Origin of the sequence: Croceicoccus marinus (genome assembly GCF_001661675.2) — a bacterium.
Taxonomy (GTDB): domain Bacteria; phylum Pseudomonadota; class Alphaproteobacteria; order Sphingomonadales; family Sphingomonadaceae; genus Croceicoccus; species Croceicoccus marinus.
Genome location: NZ_CP019602.1, coordinates 2,007,412 through 2,024,689, shown reverse-complemented (window position 1 = coordinate 2,024,689; position 17,278 = coordinate 2,007,412). Strand labels below are relative to the sequence as shown.

Annotated in this window: 19 protein-coding genes and 2 riboswitches; of the genes, 10 read left to right on the top strand and 9 right to left on the bottom strand. The window is 67.5% G+C overall.

The features are described 5' to 3' along the window. Window positions 1–158: 158 nt before the first annotated feature. From A9D14_RS09655 to A9D14_RS09630, 6 genes are all read right to left on the bottom strand, one after another. The gene (locus A9D14_RS09655) at window positions 159–824 is read right to left on the bottom strand and encodes a retropepsin-like aspartic protease family protein (RefSeq protein WP_066845743.1); all 666 of its coding nucleotides are present in this window, start codon (window positions 822–824) and stop codon (window positions 159–161) included. A gap of 83 nt (window positions 825–907) precedes the next feature. Beyond that, complete coding sequence (locus A9D14_RS09650) at window positions 908–2,095, bottom strand: CCA tRNA nucleotidyltransferase (RefSeq protein ID WP_066845742.1); 1,188 nt, start codon at window positions 2,093–2,095, stop codon at window positions 908–910. Continuing rightward, on the bottom strand, window positions 2,092–2,721 hold the full coding sequence (locus A9D14_RS09645) for a CoA pyrophosphatase (RefSeq protein WP_066845741.1): 630 nt from the start codon (window positions 2,719–2,721) through the stop codon (window positions 2,092–2,094). The genes A9D14_RS09650 and A9D14_RS09645 overlap by 4 nt, the downstream gene beginning before the upstream one ends. Then, window positions 2,718–3,278 (bottom strand): DUF1285 domain-containing protein, encoded by a 561-nt coding sequence (locus A9D14_RS09640; RefSeq protein ID WP_066845739.1) that lies wholly within the window; start codon window positions 3,276–3,278, stop codon window positions 2,718–2,720. Before A9D14_RS09640 ends, A9D14_RS09645 begins: the two co-directional genes overlap by 4 nt. A gap of 27 nt (window positions 3,279–3,305) precedes the next feature. After that, complete coding sequence (locus tag A9D14_RS09635) at window positions 3,306–3,821, bottom strand: GNAT family N-acetyltransferase (protein ID WP_066848820.1); 516 nt, start codon at window positions 3,819–3,821, stop codon at window positions 3,306–3,308. Between the two features lie 149 nt (window positions 3,822–3,970). Next, entirely contained in the window at window positions 3,971–5,137 is a 1,167-nt protein-coding gene (locus tag A9D14_RS09630; RefSeq protein ID WP_066845737.1) for a PQQ-dependent sugar dehydrogenase, read from the bottom strand. Window positions 5,138–5,191: 54 nt separating this feature from the next. Here A9D14_RS09630 and A9D14_RS19820 point away from each other — a divergent pair, with 54 nt between their 5' ends. Next, window positions 5,192–5,773: a ribonuclease HII gene (locus A9D14_RS19820; protein WP_232468921.1), complete on the top strand. Its 582-nt coding sequence runs from the start codon at window positions 5,192–5,194 to the stop codon at window positions 5,771–5,773. Further along, window positions 5,770–6,693 carry an oxidoreductase gene (locus A9D14_RS09625; protein ID WP_066845733.1) on the top strand — a complete coding sequence of 308 codons (924 nt, stop codon included), beginning with the start codon at window positions 5,770–5,772 and terminating at the stop codon, window positions 6,691–6,693. The genes A9D14_RS19820 and A9D14_RS09625 overlap by 4 nt, the downstream gene beginning before the upstream one ends. 3 nt (window positions 6,694–6,696) lie before the next feature. Here A9D14_RS09625 and A9D14_RS09620 read toward each other — a convergent pair whose 3' ends face one another. Beyond that, entirely contained in the window at window positions 6,697–7,392 is a 696-nt protein-coding gene (locus A9D14_RS09620; RefSeq protein ID WP_066845731.1) for a sulfotransferase family protein, read from the bottom strand. A gap of 399 nt (window positions 7,393–7,791) precedes the next feature. Here A9D14_RS09620 and A9D14_RS09615 point away from each other — a divergent pair, with 399 nt between their 5' ends. Together A9D14_RS09615 and folP are read left to right on the top strand one after the other, a co-directional pair. Continuing rightward, complete coding sequence (locus A9D14_RS09615; RefSeq protein WP_232468919.1) at window positions 7,792–8,871, top strand: site-specific DNA-methyltransferase; 1,080 nt, start codon at window positions 7,792–7,794, stop codon at window positions 8,869–8,871. A gap of 18 nt (window positions 8,872–8,889) precedes the next feature. Next, window positions 8,890–10,011 (top strand): dihydropteroate synthase, encoded by a 1,122-nt coding sequence (gene folP, locus A9D14_RS09610; RefSeq protein WP_066845729.1) that lies wholly within the window; start codon window positions 8,890–8,892, stop codon window positions 10,009–10,011. On the opposite strand, the gene A9D14_RS09605 is transcribed toward folP, so the two are convergent. Continuing rightward, window positions 10,006–10,365, bottom strand: a complete 360-nt coding sequence (locus A9D14_RS09605; protein ID WP_066845727.1) for an SDR family NAD(P)-dependent oxidoreductase — start codon at window positions 10,363–10,365, stop codon at window positions 10,006–10,008. The genes folP and A9D14_RS09605 overlap by 6 nt on opposite strands. 83 nt (window positions 10,366–10,448) lie before the next feature. Next, entirely contained in the window at window positions 10,449–11,861 is a 1,413-nt protein-coding gene (locus tag A9D14_RS09600) for a sigma-54-dependent transcriptional regulator (protein WP_066845726.1), read from the bottom strand. 398 nt (window positions 11,862–12,259) lie between these two features. Between A9D14_RS09600 and A9D14_RS09595 the strand changes: the two genes are divergently transcribed. The 6 genes from A9D14_RS09595 (at window position 12,260) to gcvH (ending at window position 17,257) form a co-directional block, all read left to right on the top strand. Beyond that, complete coding sequence (locus tag A9D14_RS09595; protein WP_087910488.1) at window positions 12,260–12,382, top strand: aa3-type cytochrome c oxidase subunit IV; 123 nt, start codon at window positions 12,260–12,262, stop codon at window positions 12,380–12,382. A 160-nt stretch (window positions 12,383–12,542) separates the two neighbouring features. After that, window positions 12,543–13,250, top strand: coding sequence for an aspartate/glutamate racemase family protein (locus tag A9D14_RS09590; protein ID WP_066845725.1), 708 nt, complete (start codon window positions 12,543–12,545; stop codon window positions 13,248–13,250). A gap of 97 nt (window positions 13,251–13,347) precedes the next feature. Beyond that, the gene (locus tag A9D14_RS09585) at window positions 13,348–14,586 is read left to right on the top strand and encodes a deoxyguanosinetriphosphate triphosphohydrolase (RefSeq protein WP_066845723.1); all 1,239 of its coding nucleotides are present in this window, start codon (window positions 13,348–13,350) and stop codon (window positions 14,584–14,586) included. Beyond that, window positions 14,579–15,307, top strand: a complete 729-nt coding sequence (locus tag A9D14_RS09580) for an NAD(P)H-binding protein (RefSeq protein WP_232468493.1) — start codon at window positions 14,579–14,581, stop codon at window positions 15,305–15,307. Before A9D14_RS09585 ends, A9D14_RS09580 begins: the two co-directional genes overlap by 8 nt. A gap of 76 nt (window positions 15,308–15,383) precedes the next feature. Continuing rightward, window positions 15,384–15,493: riboswitch (glycine riboswitch) on the top strand. Beyond that, window positions 15,494–15,608, top strand: a riboswitch (glycine riboswitch). A 53-nt stretch (window positions 15,609–15,661) separates the two neighbouring features. After that, entirely contained in the window at window positions 15,662–16,858 is a 1,197-nt protein-coding gene (gene gcvT, locus A9D14_RS09575; RefSeq protein ID WP_232468492.1) for a glycine cleavage system aminomethyltransferase GcvT, read from the top strand. Window positions 16,859–16,885: 27 nt separating this feature from the next. After that, complete coding sequence (gene gcvH / locus A9D14_RS09570) at window positions 16,886–17,257, top strand: glycine cleavage system protein GcvH (protein WP_066845721.1); 372 nt, start codon at window positions 16,886–16,888, stop codon at window positions 17,255–17,257. The last annotated feature ends 21 nt before the right edge of the window (window positions 17,258–17,278 follow it).

Genomic DNA, 17,278 nt, shown 5'->3' with positions numbered 1-17,278 from the left:
GGGCCAGAATTCGCCGTTTAAGGTCGGCGCGGCTCACGCGGGCATACGAAGGTGCCGGTTCGTCCGACACTGTCACAAGCGGCTAGATAGGGATCATTTGCATATTGCGCAATGAAATTCGCACACGCAGCAATTTGGCAAGCGATAACAGGCGCGGATCAGGCTGGCTGCGGGTTGTGCGGCACCAGGATCAGCGTGCCGTTCTCCACCCGCCAGCCCTGCAGGCGGGACAGGAAATTCATGCCCAGCACGTTGATGCCGTTCAGCCCCGGCGCGATCACCACGTCGAGGTCGCGGGCCAGGATATTGCCCGCGCGCAGTTCCTGCATGGTGGCGACGCGGCCCGGCGAGGCGCCGTTCGCGGTCTGCAGCGCGATGGTGCCGCGCATCGGATTCGCCTCTACCCGCCCGCGTTCGGCGGTGTCGGGCGAGATCGCGGTGAGCGAGGCGCCGGTGTCGATCAGGAAACGTTCGGGATGGCCGTTGACCGTGCCTTCCAGCCAGTAATGTCCGTCGCGCGACAGCGGGACCTGCGTCTCGCCCCCCTCGACCACCTGTTCGGGCATGCCCAGTTCGGCGACCGACAGGCTGCGCGCGAAATCGCTGCCGCCCGACAGGCGCGCGACATCGATAATGGTCAGCACCAGCACCACGGCCAGGCCGAAACTGCCAAGGCCCCGCATCAGCGAGCCGATGCGCGGCATGGTGCGGATGATCGCGCCGCCCACGATCGAGATGCCGAGCGCGATCAGCGCCCCCATCAGAAGCGGGTTGCTGGCGAAAAGCTCGCCATAGGGAAGCTGGGAAAGGCGTTCGAGGTCCATGTGTCGCCCAGATAGCATGCAATGGAGTTAGCACGGGCAGGCTTTCGCCCGCATGACCGGCCTGGATGAAACGTAAGACGCCGCTACATGCGCGCCTTCCCGACTTCCTCTACGAGTATGGCGCGGGTGCGTTCCGCGTCGGGAAAGCCCTCGGCGATCCAGCGCCCTTCGATGGCGTGGAGCGTGCGGGCGATCAGCGGGCCCTGGCCGATGCCGGCGCGCATGATGTCGCCGCCCGATACGGGCAGCCGGGGAACGGTCCAGCCGGTGATCGGGCCAATGCCTTCGCCCAGCAGCAGCAGGCGATCCCGCGCGGTTTCGATGCCCAGGCGATAGGCGAGCGAGCGGGGATCGTCCCCGTCATGCGTCTGCCGGTCGGCGGCAAGGCCGATGCGCTTCTTCTGCGCGTTCGACAGCCGCAGGCGCGATGCAACCTGCCGGGCCTGTTCGGCATCGGGCGGCAGCAGTGCGGCCAGCCGGCGGATGGGATCGGGGGGCAAGTGTTCGCGGCTCTCGGCCTGTTGCAGCGCGGCGAGGGTAGCGATGCCTTCGTCGTCCACCTCGGGCAGGATCACGGGCAGCACGCCCAGCTGCGCCATGCGTTCGAAGCTGGCGGCGGGATCGGGCAGGGCAAGGATCGCCAGCAGTTCGCCAGCGACGCGTTCGCGCGACAGGCCCTTGAGCGTGGAGGCGAGGTCGCGGCAGGCGGTCTCGGCCTTGTCGTCCACTTTCGATCCGAAGCGCGCCTGGAAGCGGAAATAGCGCAGGATCCGCAGATGATCCTCGCGGATGCGGGTCTCGGCATCGCCGATGAAGCGCACCACGCGCGCCTCTAGATCATCGAGCCCGCCGAAATAATCCGAAATTCGCAAGGTTTCCGGGTGGGCGTAGAGCGCGTTGATCGTGAAGTCGCGGCGCGCGGCATCGTCGAACCATTCATTGGCGAAGGCGACAATGGCGTGGCGGCCGTCGGTATCGACATCCTTGCGCAGGGTCGTGATCTCGACCGGGCCGCGGGGCAGGATCGCGGTGATTGTGCCATGGTCGATGCCGGTGGGCACGCTGCGGATGCCGGCCTGTTTCAGCAAATTCTGCGTAGTTTCGGGCCGGTGGCGGGTGGCGATGTCGACGTCGCTGGCGGGCACGCCCAGCAGCGCGTCGCGCACGCAGCCGCCGACATAGCGGCAATCGTCGGCCCCCAGCGCAGCGACCAGCGCGGGCAGGTCGTCGCGCTCGGCCCAATCGGCGGCGGGCATCACGGTCTCGCTCATAGCTGCGGCCCCCGCAGCAGGCGGCGGCGCAGATTATACAGGATCGCCGCGGTGACGCCCCAGATGCGGTAGTTCTGGTACTGCATTTCCAGGAAGCGGCGCTTCCTGCCGTTCAGCTCGCCCGTGCCCACGCGGACATTGCCGGTATCGAGCAGGAAGGAGAGCGGCGCCTCGAACCAGCTGTCGACCTCGGCCGGGTTGGCGTTCAGCGGCAGGTCGGGCGGGACGATCGCCAGCACGGGCGAGATGTCGAAGCCGCTGCCGGTGCGATAGCGGTCGCTTTCGCCGATGATCTTCACGCGGGTGGGGGGCAGGGCGATCTCCTCCTCCGCCTCGCGCAAAGCGGCCTGGATCGGGGTTTCGCCGGGGTCGATGCCGCCGCCGGGGAAGGCGACCTGGCCCGGATGGCGGCGCATGCGGGTGGGGCGCTGGATGAAGAGGATGCCGGGGCCGGGGCTGGCGGGTTCGTTTGCGGGCAGCGGGCGGTCGGTGATCGCGACCAGCACGGCGGCGCGGCGCGCACGTTCCCCCTCGGGCAGCCATTCGGCGTCGTCGCGCAGCCCCGTGACCGTGCGGCGATGGCCTGCGCGGTAGAGCGAGGCGAGGCGGTCGTGCAGTTCGCTCAACGCGGCACCAGCGGGAAGGCGGCGCCGCGGCTTTCGACGGCAAGCGTATCGGGATCGCGGGCGATCGCGATCTCGGCCAGCTGGGCATAGGTGGAGCGGTCTAGCCGTGCGTCGAGCCCACCGCGCACCCGCACATAGAGCGCGGGCGTGTCGGCATCGCCGCGCGCAGTGATGGGGTGTTCGGCATCGGCGGTGACGAATTCGTCGGTATTGAGGCGGAAGGTCAGCACGGGCGCGCCATCCTCCTCGTCCTGCTTGACATCCACCGCGACGAAGGGCGCGTCGGCAACCGCGATGCTCTGCTTCTGATAGGGCAGGACCAGCCAGAAGCCGTCCTCGTCCCTGCGCAGCAGCGAGGAGAAGGCGCGCACCATGCCGGGGCGGCGTATCTCGCTTCCTTCGTGAAACCAGCGGCCATCGGCGCGGATTTCCATGCCGCTGTCGGCGGTGGCATCGGGCTGCCATTCGTCCACGGGGGGCAGGCGGCGGGCGGCGACCGCTTCGGCTATCTCGGCAAGGCCGAGGCCTGCCAGATCGGGGGGTATCTCATAAGGCATCGCAGCGACAGGCGATGCCAGATCGGGTCAGCCGCGCCAAGGCCCCAGCGCGCCGAGCTGAGGCAATACGGACAGGTTTTCGCACCGCACCAGCAGCCGGGCCGGGTCATAGGGGCCGGGCAGGCTCCAGCCCTGCGTCGGCTCGGCCACGAAACCGAAGAAGCGGCCATAGTAATCGGCGTCCCCGATCAGCACCTGCGGCAGCGGCACGGCGCCGCCCGCCTGCAGCGCGGCGATGCTCGCCAGCATCAGCGCCTTGCCATAGCCGGCGTTCTGCAGTTCGGGCACGACCGCGACCGGGCCGATCATGATCATCGGGTGCGGTCGGCCCGACGGATCGGTCAGCGCGACGGGCCAGCACTGGATCGATCCCGCCAGCCAGTCGTCGTCGTCCAGCGCGGCAAAGGACAGCGCGCCCAGCGGCTCGGTCCCATCGCGCACGCTGTATGCGGTGCGTCCGTGGCGGTCGGGCCCGAACGCGCGGTCGAGCAGTTCCTCGACCATGGCGGGGTCGACCTGGTCTAGCGGGATGATGGTGGGCATGGGGAATGGCGACTCTGGCAGGACGTAACGGGCGGAAACGAAAGCGCCGCGCGAATAGGAACCCCGCGCGGCGCTGTCGATGATATTCTGCCCTGTCACCATGGCTGGCCGCCTGGATGGCGGGCAGGGTTCAGCTGCCGGGGGTAGGTTCAGCTACCGGGGGTCAGGCGCCAGATGGTCGCCTCCGGCCCGTCCTCGGCCACCCAGACCGAACCGTCGGGCGCTTCGGCTACGGCGCGCAGGCGTTCGCCGAAATCGTAGCGGGCGGTTTCGGTGGCGGCGGTGCCATCCATCTTCACCAGCACCAGGCCCTGGCTGACCAGGCCGGCGATCAGCGCATTGTTCTGCCATGCGGGGAACAGGGCGCCCGAATAGAAGATCATGCCGCCCGGCGCGATCACCGGGTCCCACCATTCGACCGGCGCGACATAGGGATCGCCCGGCGCATGGTCGGGGATCGGCGCGTTGTCGTAATGGATGCCGTTCGACACGTTGGGCCAGCCATAGTTCGCGCCGCGCTCCACCAGGTTCAGCTCGTCCCCGCCCTGCGGCCCGTGTTCCAGATCCCACAGCTGCCCGCGCGCGTCGAAGGCGAGGCCAAGGATGTTGCGGTGGCCATAGGACCAGATTTCCTCGTTGGCGTTCGCCTCGGCCGTGAAGGGGTTGCCCGGCGCGGGGCTGCCGTCGGGCAGCAGGCGGACGATGGTGCCCAGATTGTTCGACAGGTCCTGCGCGGGCTGCATCTTCTGCCGGTCGCCCGATGCGATGAACAGGAAGTCGCCGTCGGGCGAAAAGGCGATGCGGTGCGAGAAATGGCCGCTGCCGGTCACCTTCTCGTCCTGACGCCAGATCACGCGGGGGTCGCGCAGCGTGCAGCTGTCGGGCTGGTCGCATTGCAGCGTCGCGCGCGTCACCGCCGCGCCGCGGGTGTCGCCGGGCCCCGCCTCGACAAAGCTGAGATAGACCGCGTGGCTGCTGGCATAGTCGGGCGCGAACACGATGTCGCCCAGCCCGCCCTGGCCGCCGTAATCCACCTCGGGCACATTGCTGACGGTGCCCACCGTGCCGTCGGCCTTGCGGAACTTGAGCGTGCCGGCCTTTTCGGTGACGAACAATGTGCCGGTGCCGGGTTCGAACGCCATGGCCCATGGCTCGTCGAAGGTGCCCATGTCCTCGCGCGCGAAATCGACGCTGGCGGGATTATCCCCGGCCTGTCCACCGGCGGCGGGGGTGGCGGCCTCCTGGCAGCTTGCAAGCGGCGCGAAGGCAAGCGAAACAAGGGCGATGCTGGCAAGACGCACTGATATAAGCTCCATGGTTCGTGATGTTTCCTGCTGCGGGGCGCGGTACGCTTTGGCGGTCCGCCCGTGATTGTCGGGGTGGACGAAGCGGGCCGCGGGCCCCTGGCGGGGCCGGTTGTGGCCGCTGCCGTGCTGCTGTGCAAGCCGCGACCTGCAGGGCTGGCCGATTCCAAGGTGCTGAGCCGCGAAAAACGCGCCGAGCTGGAAGGCACGATCAAGCGCCGCTGCGCCTGGGGCGTAGGGGTGGTGGAGGTCGAGGAGATCGACCGGCTCAACATCTTCGGCGCGACCATGCTGGCGATGACGCTGGCGGTTGAAGCGGTATGCGCCCGGATCGGCTGCGACCCGCTGGAGGTGCTGGTGGACGGCAATCTGACGCCCGCGGGCCGCCGCCCCGAATGGCGCTGGCCCGCGCGCGCCATCGTCAAGGGCGACGCGAAGGAGCCCTGCATCTCGGCCGCATCGATCATCGCCAAGGAACACCGCGACCGAATGATGCGCGAGGCGGCGGCGCGGCATCCGCATTACGGCTGGGACCGCAACGCGGGATACGGCACGCCGGAGCACCTGGAGGCGCTGCGCACATATGGTCCTACCCCATTGCACCGCCGCAGTTTCGCCCCCGTCGCGCAGATGGAGATGCGGCTGTGAACGAGTTTACCGGTGCCGACCTGACCGATCAGTCGGGCAAGTGCTTCGTCGTGACCGGCGCGAATGCCGGGATCGGATTCGCCATCGCGCAGGCGCTGGCCGCGAAACATGCGAGGGTGGTGATGGCCTGCCGCAGCGAGGAGCGCGCCCGAGCGGCGATGGACCGGATCCGGCGCGGCCATCCCGCCGCCGATCTGGCGTTCATGCCGCTGGACCAGGCCGATCTGGCGTCGGTGCGCAAGGCCGCGGCGCTGGCGGCTGCGGAACCGCGCATCGATGCGCTGATCAACAATGCGGGCGTGATGGTGCCGCCGCTGTCCTATACGAAGGACGGGTTCGAGATGCAGTTCGGGGTCAACCACCTCGGCACGTTCGCGCTGACCGCGCTGATGCTGCCGCTGCTGGATAAGACCGCCGCCGATCACGGCGAGGCGCGGGTGGTCGTGACCGCCAGCATCGCGCACAAGAAGGGCCGGATCGACTTTGCCAATCTGGATGGATCGCGGGGCTATGCGCGCATGCCTTTCTATCAGCAGTCGAAGCTGGCCAATCTGCTGTTCGCGGCGGAGCTGGACCGGCGGCTGCGGGCGCAAGACAGCCGGGTGAAGGCGATCGCATGCCACCCCGGCGTCGCGCAAAGCGAACTGACCCGGCATATCCCGCTGCGCCGTTTCTTCACGCCGCTGGCGGGGCTGGTGCTCAACACTTCAAGGCAGGGCGCGTGGCCCGCGCTGCAAGCGGCCTGCGATCCAGCGCTGGAGGGCGGCGAATATGTCGGATCGCGCGGCTTGTTCGAGGCGCGCGGCCCGTCGGGTCCGGCATGGCGCAGCGCGGCGTCACGCGATCCGCAGCTGGCGGGGCGGTTGTGGGATTTGTCGGTCCGGATGACCGGCGTCGATCCGGAGCTGCCGCCAGCCTAGACGTCAGGCCATGGCCTTGGCGCGCATGGCGTCGATATAGGCTTGCCCCCATTGTTCCAGTTCCTGCAAATCGGCGGGCAGACCGCCTGCCTCGTCATTGGCCGTGCCCAGCTCGTCCCGGCTGTTGACGCGGGGGAAGGGACCATCGGGCACCGGCACATCCAGAAAGGCGCACAGGGGTTCCCAGCCTTCCTTGGGATGGAACACCAGCAGCCGTTCGGGCGGCAGGCTGGCGATCACCTCTTCGTTGCGGCGGCGATACCAGTCGGTCATGAAGGCGCGATCCTGCATGGAGCCCGCCGCAAAGGCATCGAAGATCGCGCCCTGCATCATCCTTTCCACCGGGGTTCCGGCAAAGCCTGCCTGCATGCGCGGGCTGAAGATCGTTTCGCTTACCGAATCGAACCAGCTGTCGGGATCGCGGGTGGTGAGGACGATCCTGGCATCGGGGAAATGTTCGGACAGTTCGCGCCAGTAGGTGCAGGCCGGATAGTCGGTGACCGACCGGAAGCCTTCGAACACCGCATCCCAGTCTGGCCTGCCGTCGATCACGTCCAGCCACAGCGGCAGGCGGCGGCGCGTGTCGGCGAACAGTTCCGCCATGTGGAAGCAGGGGCCGAAGCCCAGTCTCTCCGGCGCGAATTTCAGCGTGAAGGTCGCGTTGCGGCCCAGCCCGGCGCCGATCACTTCGAGTGCCATGGGTTCATCCCCCGTATCAGGTCGCGACCCTGACGCTGGCCGAACATGCGCGCGGCGGCGGGCGTCCGCAATCCACTTGCGCCAGATTTCGGTTTTGGCAGGCGGCGAGTCCGCGGGGACACAGCCCCAAGATGATGAGTCCGGCCGTGCGAGGGGGACTCAACATGTTGCGCCGGGCGCTGTTTCGGCTGTTGCGGCACGGACTCACCGGGCGGCGCGAAGCGGATTCGGCTGGCCGATCCGCGCTTGACGGCGAGTCCGTGTGGATTCACTAAGGGGACTTATCCACAGGGGGCGGGCCTTGAAGAAGGCCCCGTAAGGGACGGCATGGCAACGATTTTGAAGACCCGCACGGTGCAGCGCACCACGCTGATCCAGCCGCGAGAGCAGCCGCGCCAGATGAGCGTGGAGCTGCCGCTGGGGCAGATCCTGGACGGCGATTGCGTAGAGGCGATGCGCAGCATCCCATCGGGCACGATCGACATGATTTTCGCCGATCCGCCCTATAACCTGCAGCTGGGCGGCGACCTCGACCGGCCCGATGGCAGCCGCGTCGATGCGGTGGACGACGACTGGGACAAGTTCGCCAGCTTTGCGACCTATGACGATTTCACGCAGCGATGGCTGGGCGAGGCACGGCGCATCCTGAAGCCGAACGGTTCGATCTGGGTGATCGGCAGCTATCACAATATCTTCCGCGTCGGCACGGCGATGCAGGACGCAGGCTTCTGGATCCTGAACGATGTAGTGTGGCGCAAGTCGAACCCGATGCCCAATTTCAAGGGCACGCGCTTCACCAATGCGCATGAAACGCTGATCTGGGCGTCGATGGGCGAGAAGGCGAAATATACGTTCAACTACCGCGCGATGAAGACGCTGAACGACGAGCTTCAGATGCGCAGCGACTGGGTGCTGCCGATCTGCGGCGGGCAGGAGCGGCTGAAGAAGGGCGGCACCAAGGTTCACCCGACGCAAAAGCCAGAGGCTTTGCTGTACCGGGTGATGCTGGCGACGACCAATCCGGGCGATGTCGTGCTGGACCCGTTCTTTGGCACCGGCACCACCGGCGCGGTCGCCAAGCGGCTCGGCCGCCAGTGGATCGGCTGCGAGCGCGAGGGCAATTACCGCGAGGCCGCGCTGGAACGCATCGAAAGCGCGCTGCCGCTGGACGAGAGCGCGCTGAAGGTGATGCAGTCGAAGCGCTCCGCCCCGCGCGTGGCATTCGGCGCTTTGGTGGAGGCAGGCTATGTGCCCGCGGGCAGCACCGTCACCGACAAGAAGCGCCGCTTCAGCGCCACCGTGCGCGCCGACGGGTCGCTCGTGTCGGGCAAGGAAAGCGGGTCGATCCATGGCCTCGGCGCATCGCTGCAGGGCGCGCCCTCGTGCAATGGCTGGACCTTCTGGCACATGGAGGGCGAGAAGGGGCTGCAGCCGCTCGACGATGCGCGGCAGCTTTACCTGTTGGCCACCGAAGACTGATCCGTTAGCCAGCGGCGCATGAGCAAGCTCTACCTATTGCCGCTGGGCTTCGCGCCTTCTCCGCAGGCGTTCGACGAGGGCAGGGATCCGCCCGACGTGATCCGGCTGGCGGGCACGATGTGCTATGTCTCGCAGATCGCGCTGATCGTTAGGGAAGGCGCGCGGGTGACGCGGCGGCAGGTGCTGCGCCCGTCGGAAATCGCGCCGGTGCTGGCGTCGCTGCCCGATGATCTGGCTGCCGATGGCGAGGAGCAATATGCCAGCCTGCGCACGGCGCATCCGCCGCTGCAGCTGGGCGAGCGGACGATCCGGCTGGACCAGCCGCAAATCATGGGCATCCTGAATGTCACCCCCGACAGCTTTTCGGACGGCGGAGCGCATGACGATGTGGCAGCCGCGGTCGGCCACGGCGTCGACATGCTGGAAGCGGGCGCGGCGATCATCGACGTGGGCGGCGAAAGCACGCGTCCCGGCGCGGCGGCCGTGTGGGAAGGCGACGAGATCGCGCGCGTCGTGCCGGTGGTCGAAAGGCTGGCGCGCGGCGGGGCGGCGGTGTCGGTCGACACGCGCAACGGCGCGACAATGCGCGAGGCGCTGGCCGCGGGCGCGACGATGATCAACGACGTATCAGCGCTGCGCCACGATCCGCGCGGCGCCGAAATCGTGGCCGAGGCAGGCGCGGCGGTGGTGCTGATGCATGCGCCCGGAAAGGGCGCGGACCTGCATGCCGACGCGAAATACGATCACGTGGTATTCGACGTGTTCGACCATCTGCGCGCCCGGCGCGATGCGGCGCTGGCGGCTGGGATCGAGCGCGGCAGGATCGTGCTCGACCCCGGTATCGGGTTCGGCAAGGCATTGGCGGAAAACCTCGCTTTGATCGAGGCTTTGCCGCTGTTCCATGCGCTGGGCCAGCCGCTGCTGTTCGCGGCAAGTCGTAAGCGCTTCATCGGCGCGCTGTCGAACGAGGCACCCGCGGACAGGCGGCTGGGCGGATCGCTGGCGGTCGCCATGCGGGCGATGGATGCGGGCGCGCAGATGATTCGCGCCCACGATGCGGCGGAGACGGTGCAGGCGATGCATGTATGGCGGGGATTGCGCGACGCTGCGCTGACGGATTTCTCGCAACTACCTTCATGAGCGCGCGCGATGCGGTAAGCCGGATAGCGGAATGGGCCGAGGGGGGCGGCGCCGGCCTTTCGCCATGACGAAGCCAGCGGCCACGGCATCGGGGATGCCCGCATTGACGACGAGGAGATCAAAGGCGGGCCGACCTCCGAAACCGCTCCAGAAATCGGGGTCGGATACGTCGCCCGGCAGAAGCTCGACCTGACAGCCGAGGGTCAGGGCGGCCAGCCCGTCGGCGTTGCGGTCGACCAGCACCAGCCGCGCGATGCCGTGCCGGTCCAGCCAGTGCGCGGTGGCCGCGCCGATGCCCGATGCCGCGCCGGTGACCAGCGCGTTGCGGTTCGAAAAGTCCAAATCTGCTGCCATGCGCGGCAGCGTGGCGCGATCAGGCGGCGTTGTCGATGCCCCAAGCGGCCTTCAGGCCGCGTTATCGATGCCCCGAGCGGCCTTCAGGCCGCGTTATCGATACCTAGGTCGGACAGCTTGCGATACAATGTCGAGCGCCCGATGCCGAGCCGGCGGGCGACCTCGCTCATCCGGCCGCGGTAATGGCCGATGGCCAGGCGGATGACATCGGCCTCGATCTCTTCCAGAGAGCGCAGGTGGCCGTCGGGGCCGAACAATGTCACCCCGCCCGCCGCGGCGGCGGTGCGCGGCCCGATCTCGCCCACGATATTGGCCAGCTGGGGGAAATCCGCCTCGGTCAGCGCGTCGCGGTCGCAGAATACCACGGCGCGGAACAGCACCGCCTGAAGCTGGCGCAGATTGCCCGGCCAGCCATAGCCTTCCAGCAGGGCGAGCGCGTCGTCGGTGATACCCAGATGGCGCAGGCCCGGCTGCTCGCCGATCAGCTTGAGGAAATGGCGCGTCAGCGGGGCGACGTCGACCTGCCGGTCGCGCAGCGCGGGTAGGGAAATGGAATTGCTGTTGAACGATTCGGCCAGCACGGGTTCGATCACCCCCTGCTGCGCCAGCGTATGCGCGTCGTGCCCCGCAGTCGCCAGGATGCGGACGTCGACGCGGAAGCTGTGCGCCGCGCCCAGCGGCTTGGCGATGCCGGTCATGATCGTGTCGGCCAGCCGGTGCTGCAGCGCGGGCGGCAGGCGTTCCAGATCGTCGATCATCAGCGATCCGCCGTCGGCGTCCTGCAACGCGCCGGTGCGCTGTTCGAACGCGCCGGGAAAAGCGCCGCGTTCATGGCCGTATAGAGCCGATTCGATCGCGGCGGGCGCCATGCCCGTGGTGTGCAGTATCCTGAGCGGACCGCGCGAGCGCGGGCTGGCCGAATGGATCGCGCGCGACAGCAGTTCCTTGCCCGTGCCCGGCTCGCCCGCGATCAGCAGCGGCGAATGGCCGCGCGCCGTCTTGGCCGCGCGGGCCAGCGCGGTGCGGAAATTGGGCGATGAGCCGATCATCAGGTCGAAATCGAGAGTCGCCTCGATCTTTTCGGTCAGGGGCGCAAGCTCGTCGCTGGCAAGCGCGTGCTGCACGCTGCTTTCCAGCGCATAGATCAGCCGTTCGGATGCGATCGGCTTCATCAGATAATCGGTCGCGCCCGCGCGCATCGCCTCTACCGCCAGCAGCGGGGAGGTGCTGCCTGTCAGGAACAACAGCGGCATTTCGGGGGCAGCGGCGCGGAAGCGCCCGATCAGGCGGCACGATTCGTCGCCCGCGATCCAGCTGTCCAGCATCAGCGCCTGGGGTTTTTCGTCGCTGGTATCGTCCAGCATGCGCAGCGCCGTCTCTCCGTCAGGGACGGTGCGCATGCGCCAGCCGGCACGGCCTGCCAAAGCGTTGATCTGCCTGATCTGGCTGGCATCGTCTGCCACCAGAAGCATCAGGCGCGGTTCGTCATCCACCATTGCTTGCCCCGTATCGGGAGACGGAAACCCGTTGCCGCCCCCTGACGGCTGTAACGGGATATAATGAATAAGCTGTTTATCCTGTTTAGGGACAGGTCGGCAGCAGTGCGGTAGGTGCTCAACGCGCATCCCGCGCTTCGGGTTCCGGACCGGCGGCACCGGGTTTGCCGCGACCGCGCGGAAGATGCAATCGGGCCCGGCGCATCCGCCGTTCGCCCGCGCAAGCGAGCTGTCCAAGGCGTCTTGTCGCGCGCGGCGAGGCGCATTAGAGGCGGTGGCCATCATGCGGCCCGCAGCCATAAGGGGCCGGGCATGGTGACTGGCTAAAATTCGAACCGGCCAAGATTCGAACTGGCCAGGATTCGAACTGGCACATATTCAAAAGGAACTGCAGGGCCATGGCAAAACACGAACCCATCGAAAAGGCGCGGTCGACCTATGCGAATTTCATCGCATGGTTCAAATGGGGTTCGATCGTCGTCGCCATCCTGGCGGCCGTCGTGGTGCTGATCATCGCCTGATCCGCCGCCCCGGCCGCTGCGGCCCGCCCGCAGGGCCGGGCCAGTTTCCGGGGATATCATCCGTCACACCGCGGCGAATGGGCCACGCTGCCGGTTGGCATGCGGGGCCTTTTTGCGTAGGCATGGTGCGGGACGATCATTATTCAGGGGGCTGCGACTGTTGCGAAAACTCGGCCTGATCGGGGGCATGAGCTGGGTTTCGACCCGAGCCTATTACGAAGACATCAACCAGATCATCCAGCGCCGCGTCAGCCCCACGGCCAGCGCGCCTTTGCTGATAGAAAGCATCGATTTCTCGCGCCTGTACCGCACCCACGGATCCGATCAGTGGGACCATGCCGCGCAGGTGCTGATCGATTCGGCCCGCCGGCTGGAAAACGCGGGCGCGGGGGCGCTGGTGATCGCGGCCAATTCGATGCATGCGGTCTATGACCGCGTGGCAGAGGCGATCGGCATTCCGGTCATCCACATCGCCGATTGCGTCGCCGCCCGCATGACCGAAAAGGGCATCAAGCGCGCCGCCCTGCTAGGCACGCGCAACGTGATGATGGAGGATTTCTATCGCGAGCGGCTGGTGGTCGAGGATATCGAACTGCTGCCCCCCAACATGGACATCGTCGAGACGCTGGACACCATCATCTATGACGAGCTGATGCACGGCAAGGTGCGCCGTGACAGCGAGCGCGAGCTGCGCACCATGATCACCAATCTGGAAAAGGCCGGGGCCGAGGCCGTGGTGATGGCCTGTACCGAGCTGGACCTGCTGATCGACACAGGCGCCAACGTGCTGCCAATCTTCGATTCCGGGCATATCCATGCGGCTGCGGCGGCGGACTGGATCATCGGCGAGGATGCGGCCCAGGGCTGAAAGCCGGCGCTTTTTCGCCGGTTTGCGGTGATTTGCGCGCGCGTTCCGGTTTTGATCCCGTTTGCGTGATCGCCGCGATCTGCCATCGGGTCTAGCGATGGACGACGTTCTTGCACCGGCCGAAGCCGACACCGTGCCTGCGGGCAATCCGCGCGCCCGCTATGCCGCCGATCCGGCGCGTACGCGCGGGCGCGAGTTCGGCGAGGTCGAGGGCGGGGTGCGCGGCCCGCGCAGCGCATACCAGCGCGACCGCGACCGCATCATCCATTCGATCGCGTTTCGCCGGCTGAAGCACAAGGCGCAGGTGTTCGTCGCGCCCTATGGCGACCATTACCGCACGCGGCTGACCCACAGCCTGGAAGTCGCGCAGGTCGGCCGGGTGATCGCCCGCGCGCTGGGCCTGGACGAGGATCTGACCGAGGCATTGTGCCTGGCCCACGACATCGGCCACGGCCCGTTCGGCCATGCGGGCGAGCGGGCGCTGCAGCGCGCCCTTTCCGCAGATGGCGGGTCGGACCATGGCGGGTTCGACCACAACGCCCATACCCTGCGCGTGCTGATGCGGCTGGAAAGCCCGTACTGCACCCATGAAGGGCTCAACCTGTCGTGGGAGACGCTGGAGGGGCTGGCCAAGCACAACGGACCGGTGACGGGCGACAAGCCGATGCCGTGGGCGCTGCGCGAACTGGACCGGGCGTTCCCGCTGGACCTGGCGGGCTGGCCCAGCCTCGAGGCGCAGGTGGCGGCGCTGGCCGACGACATCGCCTATGACAATCACGATATCGAGGACGGGATCCGCGCCGGTTTCCTCTCGCTCGACCAGATCCTGTCGATGCCCTTCGTCGCGGACCAGTGGGACGCCATCAATCGCAAGTTTCCCGGCGTCGCGAAGGACCGGCTGCAGCGCGAGCTGATCCGTTCGCAGATTGGCTGGATGGTGACCGACGTGATCGCCGAGACGAGGGGCCGCATCGCGCAGGCCGGGGTCGAGACTGCGCAGGACGTGCGCGAAGCGGGAATGCAGCTGGCGGGCTTCTCGCTCGGCGTGGCCGAGGCGGAGCGGGCGCTGAAGGGCTTCATGTACGAGAAGCTCTATTACCACCCCGCGCAAAAGCGCACCGCCGAGCTGGCCGACGCGCTGATCGCGGGGCTGTTCGCGGCCTATGCGGACGATCCCTCGCTGATGCCCGAAGACTGGCGCACGGCGCTGCCCGAGGGCGAGCCGCAGCGCAGCCGCCACATCGCCGATTTCATCGCGGGCATGACCGACCGCTATGCGATCCGCGCCCATGCGGAGATCTTTGGGCACGCGCCCGAAGAGCTCAGCAATGTCTGAACGCGGCGGCATGGGGGGCGGTGCGGTCCACATGGTGCTGGTCGGCGCGACCGGCCTGGTGGGGCGCCGGATCATGGCGCGCAGCGGCCAGCGTCCCGACATCCGCCTGACCGCCATCGCCCGGCGCGAAGTGCCGCTGCCGGGCGGTGCGCGCATGGAGATGATCATCGCCGATCCCGAGGATTGGGGGCAGGTGATCGCGCAGCTGGCACCCGACGTGCTGGCCTGCGCGCTGGGCACCACCTTTCGCAAGGCAGGCCGCGACGAGGCGGCGTTCCAGGCGGTCGACCTTCAGCTAGTGCTGCGCTGCGCCGAGGGCGCGTCGCAGGCGCGGGTGCGGCAGTTCATCGGCATGTCGTCAGTGGGGGCGGACCGGTTTTCCAGGAACCTGTACCTGCGGACCAAGGGCGAGATGGAGCAGGCGATCAAGAAGCTGCCCTTCGCCCGCGTCGACATGCTGCGCCCCGGCCTGCTGAAGGGCAGGCGCGAGGAAGATCCGCGCGGCAAGGAGCGGCTGGCCGCCATGCTGTCGCCGGTGACCGACCTGCTGATGAATGGATCGCTGCGGCAGTACCGCTCGATCCCGGCGGGCGTGGTCGCCGATGCGATCCTGGCGATGGCGCAGATGCGCGCCGATGGCCGTTTCGTGCACGACAATGACGCGATCCGTGCCGCGCAGCTGCGCGGCTCAGTCAAAAAGCCGGCGCTGGCGGGCGAATAACACGCGCTTTGCCCGGCTAAATGCAGCAGCTCAGATTGACTTTGCGGGCGCAGCATAGGAATTTGCCGCCACATCGCTGACCCGTGTGGGAGAGAGCGCGCGATTCGCCATTTTTGGCGGGGGTGCGCGCCGCCGAAGGAGCAACCGCCCCGGAAACTCTCAGGCAACAGGGACCATGTGGGTCGATAGCGATGCTCTGGAAAGTGCCGCGGCGGACATGCCAAGGCCACCGAAGGGGTATTCCGGCTGCCTGAAAAGGCCACCGGCGAAGCTCTCAGGTTTCCGCGACAGAGGGGGTTTTGCGCGTATCCGCCTGCCGGACGCGCAGGCCTGCCTATTCACGGAGCCTTTATCTTGACCGAGAGTATTTCCGAAGACCACATCGACGAGCAGGACGCTTTCGAAGCCCCCGCTCCCGAAACGCTGCCGCTGGATGCGTGGCACCGCGCACGCGGCGCGCGCATGGTGCCGTTCGCCGGTTACCTGATGCCGATCCAGTACCCTGGTCAGCTTGGGGGCATCATCGCCGAGCACGAATGGACGCGCACCAAAGCCGGCCTGTTCGACGTCAGCCACATGGGCCAGCTGATCGTATCGGGCCATGGCGCGGCCGAGGCGCTGGAGAATCTGCTGCCGGGCGACATCTCCGCCCTGAAGCCGGGACGCGTGCGCTATTCGCTGCTGCTGAACGAGGATGGCGGCATTCTCGACGATCTGATGGTGACCAATGTCACGCAGGAGGACGGCGAGCCGACCTATTACCTGGTCGTCAACGGCGCGACCAAGTGGGACGACATCGGCCATCTGCGCGAATTCCTGCCCGACGAGATCGCGATCAGCCATCTGGACGACCGCGCGCTGCTGGCGCTGCAGGGCCCGCGCGCGGCCGAGGCGCTGGAGCGGGTCATCCCCGGCATCGCTGCCGAGCTGAGCTTCATGCAGGCGGGCAATGCGAAATGGAACGGCGTCGACGTGGGCGTCGGACGCTCGGGCTATACCGGCGAGGACGGGTTCGAACTGTCGATTCCCGCCGAACAGGTCGAGGCGCTGGCCGAGGCGCTGTGCGCGCAGGACATGGTGAAGCCGGTCGGCCTTGGCGCGCGCGATTCGCTGCGGCTTGAGGCGGGGCTGCCGCTGTACGGCCACGACCTCGACGAGGAGACCGATCCGGTCACCGCCGATCTTGCCTTCGCGCTGTCGAAGAAGCGGCGCGAGACCGGCGGCTTTCCGGGCGCGGACAAGATCCTGCACCTGCTGGACCACGGGCCCAGCGCGAAACGGGTCGGCCTTTTGATAGATGGCCGCATGGCCGCGCGCGAGGGAGCTGCCATCCATGCGGGCAATGCGCGGATCGGCACCGTCACCAGCGGCGGTTTCGCGCCCAGCGTCGGCCAGCCCATCGCCATGGGCTATGTCGAGGCGGGGCATGCCCTGTCCGGCACGGCGCTGACCATCGAGATGCGCGGCAAGCAGATCGCGGCGACCGTCACCGACATGCCCTTTGTGCCGCATCGCTATTTCCGCCGAAACGCACAAACGGCCCAATCCTGAATTTCCCCTGCAAAGGACCACTACGCCATGACCATCTATTTCACCGAAGACCACGAATGGATCGCCGTCGAAGGCAAGACCGGCACCGTGGGCATCACCGACCACGCGCAGGAACAGCTGGGCGACATCACCTTCATCGAACTGCCTGAAAAGGACAGCGACTTCGGCAAGGGCGACAGCGCCGCCGTGGTCGATTCGGTCAAGGCGGCCAGCGACGTCTATACCCCCGTATCGGGCACGATCACCGAGGTGAACGGCGCGCTGGAGGACGAGCCCGAGCTGGTCAACAGCGATGCCGAGGGCGATGGCTGGCTGTTCAAGGTCGCCCTGTCCGACCCGTCCGAACTGGAAGGGCTGATGGACGAAGACGCCTACAAGAAGTTCCTCGAGAGCCTGTGATGGGCGGATCCCTTAAGGATT